Annotated in this window: 6 protein-coding genes; 1 reads left to right on the forward strand and 5 read right to left on the reverse strand. The window is 36.7% G+C overall.

Translation table 11 applies throughout. The annotated features are described in order from the left end of the window. Nucleotides 1-7: 7 nt before the first annotated feature. Nucleotides 8-1,372: a glutamyl-tRNA reductase gene (hemA, locus tag AC4G3O_RS05830; protein ID WP_066105594.1), complete on the reverse strand. Its 1,365-nt coding sequence runs from the start codon at nucleotides 1,370-1,372 to the stop codon at nucleotides 8-10. 283 nt (nucleotides 1,373-1,655) lie between these two features. On the opposite strand from hemA, the gene AC4G3O_RS05835 reads away from it, so the two are divergent. Then, entirely contained in the window at nucleotides 1,656-2,135 is a 480-nt protein-coding gene (locus tag AC4G3O_RS05835) for a hypothetical protein (RefSeq protein WP_066105598.1), read from the forward strand. A 408-nt stretch (nucleotides 2,136-2,543) separates the two neighbouring features. Here the strand turns inward: AC4G3O_RS05835 and AC4G3O_RS05840 are convergent, their stop codons facing one another. The 4 genes from AC4G3O_RS05840 to AC4G3O_RS05855 all read right to left on the reverse strand — a co-directional run bounded on the left by AC4G3O_RS05840 (nucleotide 2,544) and on the right by AC4G3O_RS05855 (nucleotide 6,170). Next, the gene (locus AC4G3O_RS05840) at nucleotides 2,544-2,765 is read right to left on the reverse strand and encodes a hypothetical protein (RefSeq protein ID WP_491135926.1); all 222 of its coding nucleotides are present in this window, start codon (nucleotides 2,763-2,765) and stop codon (nucleotides 2,544-2,546) included. A 333-nt stretch (nucleotides 2,766-3,098) separates the two neighbouring features. Continuing rightward, the gene (locus tag AC4G3O_RS05845; protein WP_491135927.1) at nucleotides 3,099-3,917 is read right to left on the reverse strand and encodes an SDR family NAD(P)-dependent oxidoreductase; all 819 of its coding nucleotides are present in this window, start codon (nucleotides 3,915-3,917) and stop codon (nucleotides 3,099-3,101) included. Nucleotides 3,918-4,074: 157 nt separating this feature from the next. Further along, nucleotides 4,075-4,488 carry a GNAT family N-acetyltransferase gene (locus AC4G3O_RS05850; RefSeq protein ID WP_491135928.1) on the reverse strand — a complete coding sequence of 138 codons (414 nt, stop codon included), beginning with the start codon at nucleotides 4,486-4,488 and terminating at the stop codon, nucleotides 4,075-4,077. Between the two features lie 479 nt (nucleotides 4,489-4,967). After that, nucleotides 4,968-6,170: an IS110 family RNA-guided transposase gene (locus tag AC4G3O_RS05855; protein WP_491089503.1), complete on the reverse strand. Its 1,203-nt coding sequence runs from the start codon at nucleotides 6,168-6,170 to the stop codon at nucleotides 4,968-4,970. Between the last annotated feature and the right edge of the window lie 151 nt (nucleotides 6,171-6,321).

Here is a 6,321-nt window from a genome sequence, read left to right on the forward strand (position 1 = left end):
TCCTTGCTTAATATGGTTGTGACACCACTTTCAAGACAGGTCTATTTTGCTGGACCGATGTTTTAGATTGGAATGGCATTGCCGCCTTAAATTCCTGTTCTTCTACAAGCTCCTCAATATTGAAGATCGAGACAAATGCCTGTAAAGCAGCCTCTGGATTCTTCATTTCTGCCATATCTTTTGCATAAAGAATCGGATCTTTAAGCATCTGATTAATGATGCTCTTCGTATGCTTATTAATAACCTTCCATTCTCTTTCACTTAGGCCTGGTAATTTACGCTGCATACTCTCCATTGTTTCTGCCTGAATATCTAATGCTTTCTCGCGCAATGCAGAAATCACAGGAACAACACCAAGCATTTTGATCCATTGATTGAATTCAACCAGCTCACTTTCAATCATGATCATAATTTGTTCTGCTGCTTCTTTTCTTTCTGCCAGGTTCGCCTGAACGATACCTTCTAAATCGTCTATATCATAAAGAAAGACGCTGTCCAGTTCCATTAGTTTAGGATCTAAATCACGCGGTACGGCAATATCAACCATAAAAATCGGACGGCCTTTTCTTAAAATGTTGATATTTTCCATCATTTCTTTTGTAATTACATATTCCTTTGATCCAGTCGAACTGATTAATATATCTGCATCAAGCAGGGCACATTGCAATTCCTGAAGCATTTTTGCCTGTCCAGAGAATTTAGATGCCAATATTTCGGCTTTTTCCAAGGTTCTGTTAATTACCGTTACTTGATTGGCACCATTGCTATATAAATTTTCAATGGCAAGCTGGCCCATTTTCCCGGCACCGACTACGAGGATTTTCTTATCCTGAAGCGAACCAAAGATTTTTTTACCAAGCTCAACCGCTGCATAGCTGATTGATACCGCATTTTTATTGATTTCCGTTTCAGAGTGAGCTTTTTTGGCAAGCGTAATCACCCGTTTAAACAGATTATTAAACAATACTCCGACGGTATTTTCTTCCTGTGCCTGCTGGAAGCTTTTCTTCACCTGTCCAAGTATTTGAGTTTCTCCCAATACCATGGAGTTCAATCCACAGGCAACCTGGAATAAATGATTAACTGCTCCGTCCTGCTCATAAACATATAAATAGGAGGAAAGTTCATTTTGGTCAACCGCGAACCACTCTGCTAAAAATTCTTTAATATAATATCTGCCCGTGTGCAGCTGATCCACTACTGCATAAACCTCTGTCCGATTACAGGTGGAAACAATGATATTTTCAAGGATACTTTTTTTCTTACTTAATGATTTCATCGCTTCCGGCAGCTGTCCCAATTCAAAACTGACTTTTTCACGGATTTCAACAGGAGCAGTTTTGTAATTAAGACCGACAACAATTATATGCATTTCCCCTGTCACACCCCCATCTGAGCATATTCTTTTGCAAGTATATCATTGGTGTATATGAAAAATTTTCCACAAATTGTGAACATTATCGTAACTCTATATCAATTAAACATGTAAATGAGAAATTCTCATGAAATAAAAACCTGCTATAATTAATGTATAATAGGTTAAATCTTAATTGCCAAGATGTTCCTATGACAGTATTATGTGTAAATTAAATCACTAATTGTACATTATCAAAGATTAGAATAATTATCAATAATAATAAACCGGGAGACTACATATGAAAGAATATCGTTATTTTTCAAGCACTATTTTGATTGGCTTTGGTCTTTTTTATTTTTTAAAATCAATTAACTTTTCCCTATTGTCACCTTATTATTCATGGGGATCTCTTTGTATTATTATCGGATTAGCCTTTCTTGCTGAAAGCAGGTTTGGCAGTCATTCTGATTTTATACTGCCTGGAATCTTGCTCACTGGATTCGGTTTACACCAATACATAGCCGTCCATTTGGAAAACTGGCCAGCTGAGCATACAGCCCTATTTTTATTTATTAGTTTGGGTCTTTTATTGCTTCATCTAAAAAAAGGAGTTGGTAAAGGCCCGGGGATTTTATTCCTTGTTGTCTCTATCATCTTTATATTCCATGAGAGAATCTTAACTATACTGGGCTTGGTTCATTTTGTTGATTTCTTTAATCACTACTGGCCTGTTCTTTTAATGCTCATTGGCGGATTCATTCTATTTAAGAAAAAATAAAAGCAGATAGCATGGCAACCCTACCTATTGTGGTCAGGGTTGCTGCATTAGGCTATCTGCCTTTCTTTTTTATAATCTCTTTTCGTAACTTGTTACTATTAGAAAAAAAAGAGAGACAACTTTTACTGTCTCCTTGTTTCACTAAAGCCCTCATAGTTTACGTATAATTGTTCATGATATTTGGTAAGCAATAGGCTGCATTCTTAAAGATTCCGTTTCCATTCTCTTACATTTATCTAGATGAAAAAGCCACTTCCAAAAAGAAGTGACTTTCTTGTTATTCCGCTAAAGCCCCCGTTAGTTTAAGTACTTTTCTTCACGAACTTACTTCATATATTACAGGATGCTGCTCCTTTACTTCTATAAGATGTTCAACCATTTACTTCTGAATTACACCACTCTTTAATTTTACTTCTTCTTAGCAATCACAAATATACCTAATCCTATTACTATAATAAGTAAACTCCATATAAAATCAGGTACTCCAACACGCATCTCTACCTCCGCATCAGGTGTTACAGCATAAAAAACGATATCCATAATATTACCCGAAAAGGCATATACCGTATGAACGATTACTCCTGTAATAATGGCTTGTTCTATAAGAAAATAGCCTAATAAATCTTTCATATTCTTCTCCTTTTCTTAATCATAAAGGTTTCAGCAAAGTGAAGACTATTTCTTATTCAACTAACCTACCCCGATAGCGGCATAAGAAATACAACAGAAAAGGGCATCAATCCTTCTCAGAACGATAGTGACCCATTAGTTATTGATATATACGCCTTTAAGTATTGTCTTATTCCGCTAAACTGCCCCGTTTCTACAATAAGGAATTCAACAAAAAGAGCATTAAACCTCTCTGAACCACACCACTGTTTGTTTAAATACATTACTTTAGTTCTTCCTGTTCCATTTTAAATGAATCATTATCAAATCTGGCACCCATCGACAGAAAGAGGTTTATCCTTCAAACGGCAAAGGTTGTGTGCCATCTACATCAGTAAAGCCATATTTTCTCGCTAGTTCAGACACCATTATTGTGTCTCCAGAATACTTAGATACTTTGGTGTCTGATGCCAACGCCACAACCGCACGACCTACATACGCTGTTGTTTCCGTTGTTCCATCCTCTGGTCCAAAACCTGAATCTATAACTCTTTCCGTCCTCATCCAACCTGGGCAAACAGCAACGGCCGAAACGTTAAAATCCTTTAATTCCTTTGCCATTCCAAGTGTCATTCGATTGATTGTATTCATTGCTAAATCGTAATATAAATTACCTGAAATTTCGTCCTTGATAAAAAATGTGATATTTACTATAAGCCCTTTTTGATGTTGTGCCATCAGAGGTACAGCATATCGGGTAGTCAGTAAATAAGCTTGCGGTCCAGCAACCATCATCGCATCCCAATGCTCTAGTGGTCGCTGCCAAAAATGCCTTCCATCTCCTGTTGGCAGAGAACTTTCAGAGCCACCAAATACACTATTGACTAAAATATCAATCCGCCCGTGTTCCCTTGCAATTTGCTCAAACAGGTTTCTAACGTCATTATCGCTAATGTGATCACATCGTACTGCGATGCCTTTACCTCCTCGTGAAGTAACACCATCGGCAGTTTCTTCAATCGTTTCTGGTCGATTATCGGTTGTAGCTCCCTTTACACTCCGACCTGTCACATACACTGTTGCACCTGCACTGCCTAGTTGAAAGGCAATCCCCCTACCAGCTCCACGGGATGCTCCTGTAACAACAGCAATTTTTCCCTCTAACGGTTTCATATTCTACCTACTCCCTTACCATATCCCCATTTTTATTTATATAATTTATAAATTCGGTATTAAGTAAGTGGTATCCTTCTTCCGCAACTGCCCCTTTCTACAATAAGGAATTCAATAAAAAAGAGCATTAATCCTCCTTGATCAATGCTACCGATAGTCAATAAGGTCCTTGCTTTTTATATTTACATAGAAATCGTTCTACACCTGGATATTTTTCGCCTAGACTTGTTATATCAAAACCAAAATCACGATAGAAACCTACTGCTTCATTATCCGTCTCAGCAGAAATTAATGGATATCGTTCAGTGATATAATTAATCATTTTACTACCAATACCCTTCCCTCTTTGAACTGAAGATACTGCAATATGTTTTATTTCACACTCAATTAAGCTAATAACTTCAATACCTATACATCCAACAATTTCCCCTTCAAGTTCAAAACCATATAATTGTCGGTTTAATGTTTTCAAATAGTTCTCATATTCTTGGTCAACTTTAAAATCTGAGGTGGCAAAGGAGAGAAGTTTCCGTATTGTTGGATGAATTGTTTCCGAATTAACTTCTTTCATAAACGTCACCCTTTTTATAGTCATATTCCTTAAACAATTCCTTATTCAATAGTTAATTCCTTGTTCAGCTAACCTGCCCCGTTAGTATAATAATCGACATCATTATTTATTTTCGATACTTTTAACCAATCTAATGAGCCAGTACAAGATTATCCAAGGTAGAATAAATTTTGTAGCCCATTCTACATAACTCAAGGACCATATGTTGATAGCGAAATATGAGAGTAATACATAAAGTGCAAGTAAAGCTATAATACCAATAATCAAATTTCTCATTATAAATCACCATCCTATCTATGGTTAAGGAACTCTTTCAAGAGGGTTAATACAAAATCTTTCATCCACTAAACCAGCTAATAGGTTGTCAATATCTCTCTGTATATTTCATTTTTTTATATGCTATACTGTTTTTGGGTATGCCAAATAACCCTCCAGTTTCTTTTTGGAAGGTTTTTCTTATGTTGGATAAATATCATTTCCTAAGCTAAATCTAGGAAATTCTCGTTCTTTTTCAATAAAGCATAAATCCAGTGAAGCAGCTTGTTGATACAAGCTACAATGGCAACTTTTGAAGGTTTTCCTTCTGAACGTTTTCTATCATAGAACTCTTTGAGCTTTTTATTTCTAGAGCCTCTTATCCCACATAAAACAGCTAAATACAAACTATGCCTTAGCCTACTGGATCCTCGTTTGGTTATACGATTTATGTTCGCAGTAAACTTACCAGATGAATAGACACTGGGATCGACTCCAGCGAAGGCCACTAACTTTTTAGGGTGATTAAACCGATCAATTTCTCCTATCTCCGAAATGATTGTTGCCGCAATCTTTTCACCGATACCAGGAATCGATTGGATAATCTTATATTCTTCTATTTCATTTGCCAGGGATACCATTTGGCTCTCTAAATCCGTAAGGTGTCCTTGGTAGTGAAATAAAATATCGATATACATACTAAGATTGATAAGATGGCTTTCATATCGCACTTTCTGAAAAGGATTTTGAGAAGCTGAATGAATGAGCTTTCTTGCCTTTTCTTTGGCCCACTGTACAGACCGACTGGGACAATGTTCTCGTATCCTATCTTCTAGCTCTTCCTTGCTAGCCCTTAGAACCTTCTCCGAGGTAGGGTATTCCTTTAATACCGATAAAGATACTTTCGAAAATAGATCCCCAAAAACCTTTCTATATTCAGGGAAAACCTGATCTAAAATCGTATGGAAATGCAATTTTGCCTCCACATACATATTCGTCATTATCTCTTGTTGTCTCGATAGATTCCGAATATTTAGAAGTTGAATTCCTCTCCTTTTTTGAGGTTCAAATTCTTCTTTATAATAGAGAACACATAATTGATACGCATCAAACGCATCAGTTTTCACCTTTCTTAAACTGGCCTTCTTCGCTTGATGAGAAATGATTGGATTCAATAAGATATAAAGTATGTCATTCTCTTCTAAGCATTGAACAACTGGGGTATGATAATGTCCTGTTGATTCCAATATAACCACAGGCATCTGCCCAGTTGTTTCCTTCATTTCTTCTAAGAAATAGATAAACTTCTCCAACTCTTCACGATTATGCTTAATCGAAAAACTTGTTCCATACGGCTTTCCTTTATCTAAAAAAGCCTGTACTTCACTTTCTTCTTTGGCTATATCTATACCCACAACTGGGTTCATTCTTTCTCCTCCTCTGATAAATTCACCAGTACCCCTATTTCCTCCAAGTAGTATTATAGCTTCGCTTGTTATACGAGATCTCAGTCCCAACCAGCCTCAAACATATTTCTACAAGTAGGGGGTGAACAGTTTAGCGGACGGGATCATTTGT

Source organism: Bacillus sp. z14 (2026) (assembly GCF_058313575.1).

Excerpts from the sequence above, each read along its gene's own strand:
- hemA (WP_066105594.1), bottom strand. The coding sequence starts at position 1,372 with ATGCATATAATTGTTGTCGGTCTTAATTACAAAACTGCTCCTGTTGAA.
- AC4G3O_RS05835 (WP_066105598.1), top strand. The coding sequence starts at position 1,656 with ATGAAAGAATATCGTTATTTTTCAAGCACTATTTTGATTGGCTTTGGT.
- AC4G3O_RS05840 (WP_491135926.1), bottom strand. The coding sequence starts at position 2,765 with ATGAAAGATTTATTAGGCTATTTTCTTATAGAACAAGCCATTATTACA.
- AC4G3O_RS05845 (WP_491135927.1), bottom strand. The coding sequence starts at position 3,917 with ATGAAACCGTTAGAGGGAAAAATTGCTGTTGTTACAGGAGCATCCCGT.
- AC4G3O_RS05850 (WP_491135928.1), bottom strand. The coding sequence starts at position 4,488 with ATGAAAGAAGTTAATTCGGAAACAATTCATCCAACAATACGGAAACTT.
- AC4G3O_RS05855 (WP_491089503.1), bottom strand. The coding sequence starts at position 6,170 with ATGAACCCAGTTGTGGGTATAGATATAGCCAAAGAAGAAAGTGAAGTA.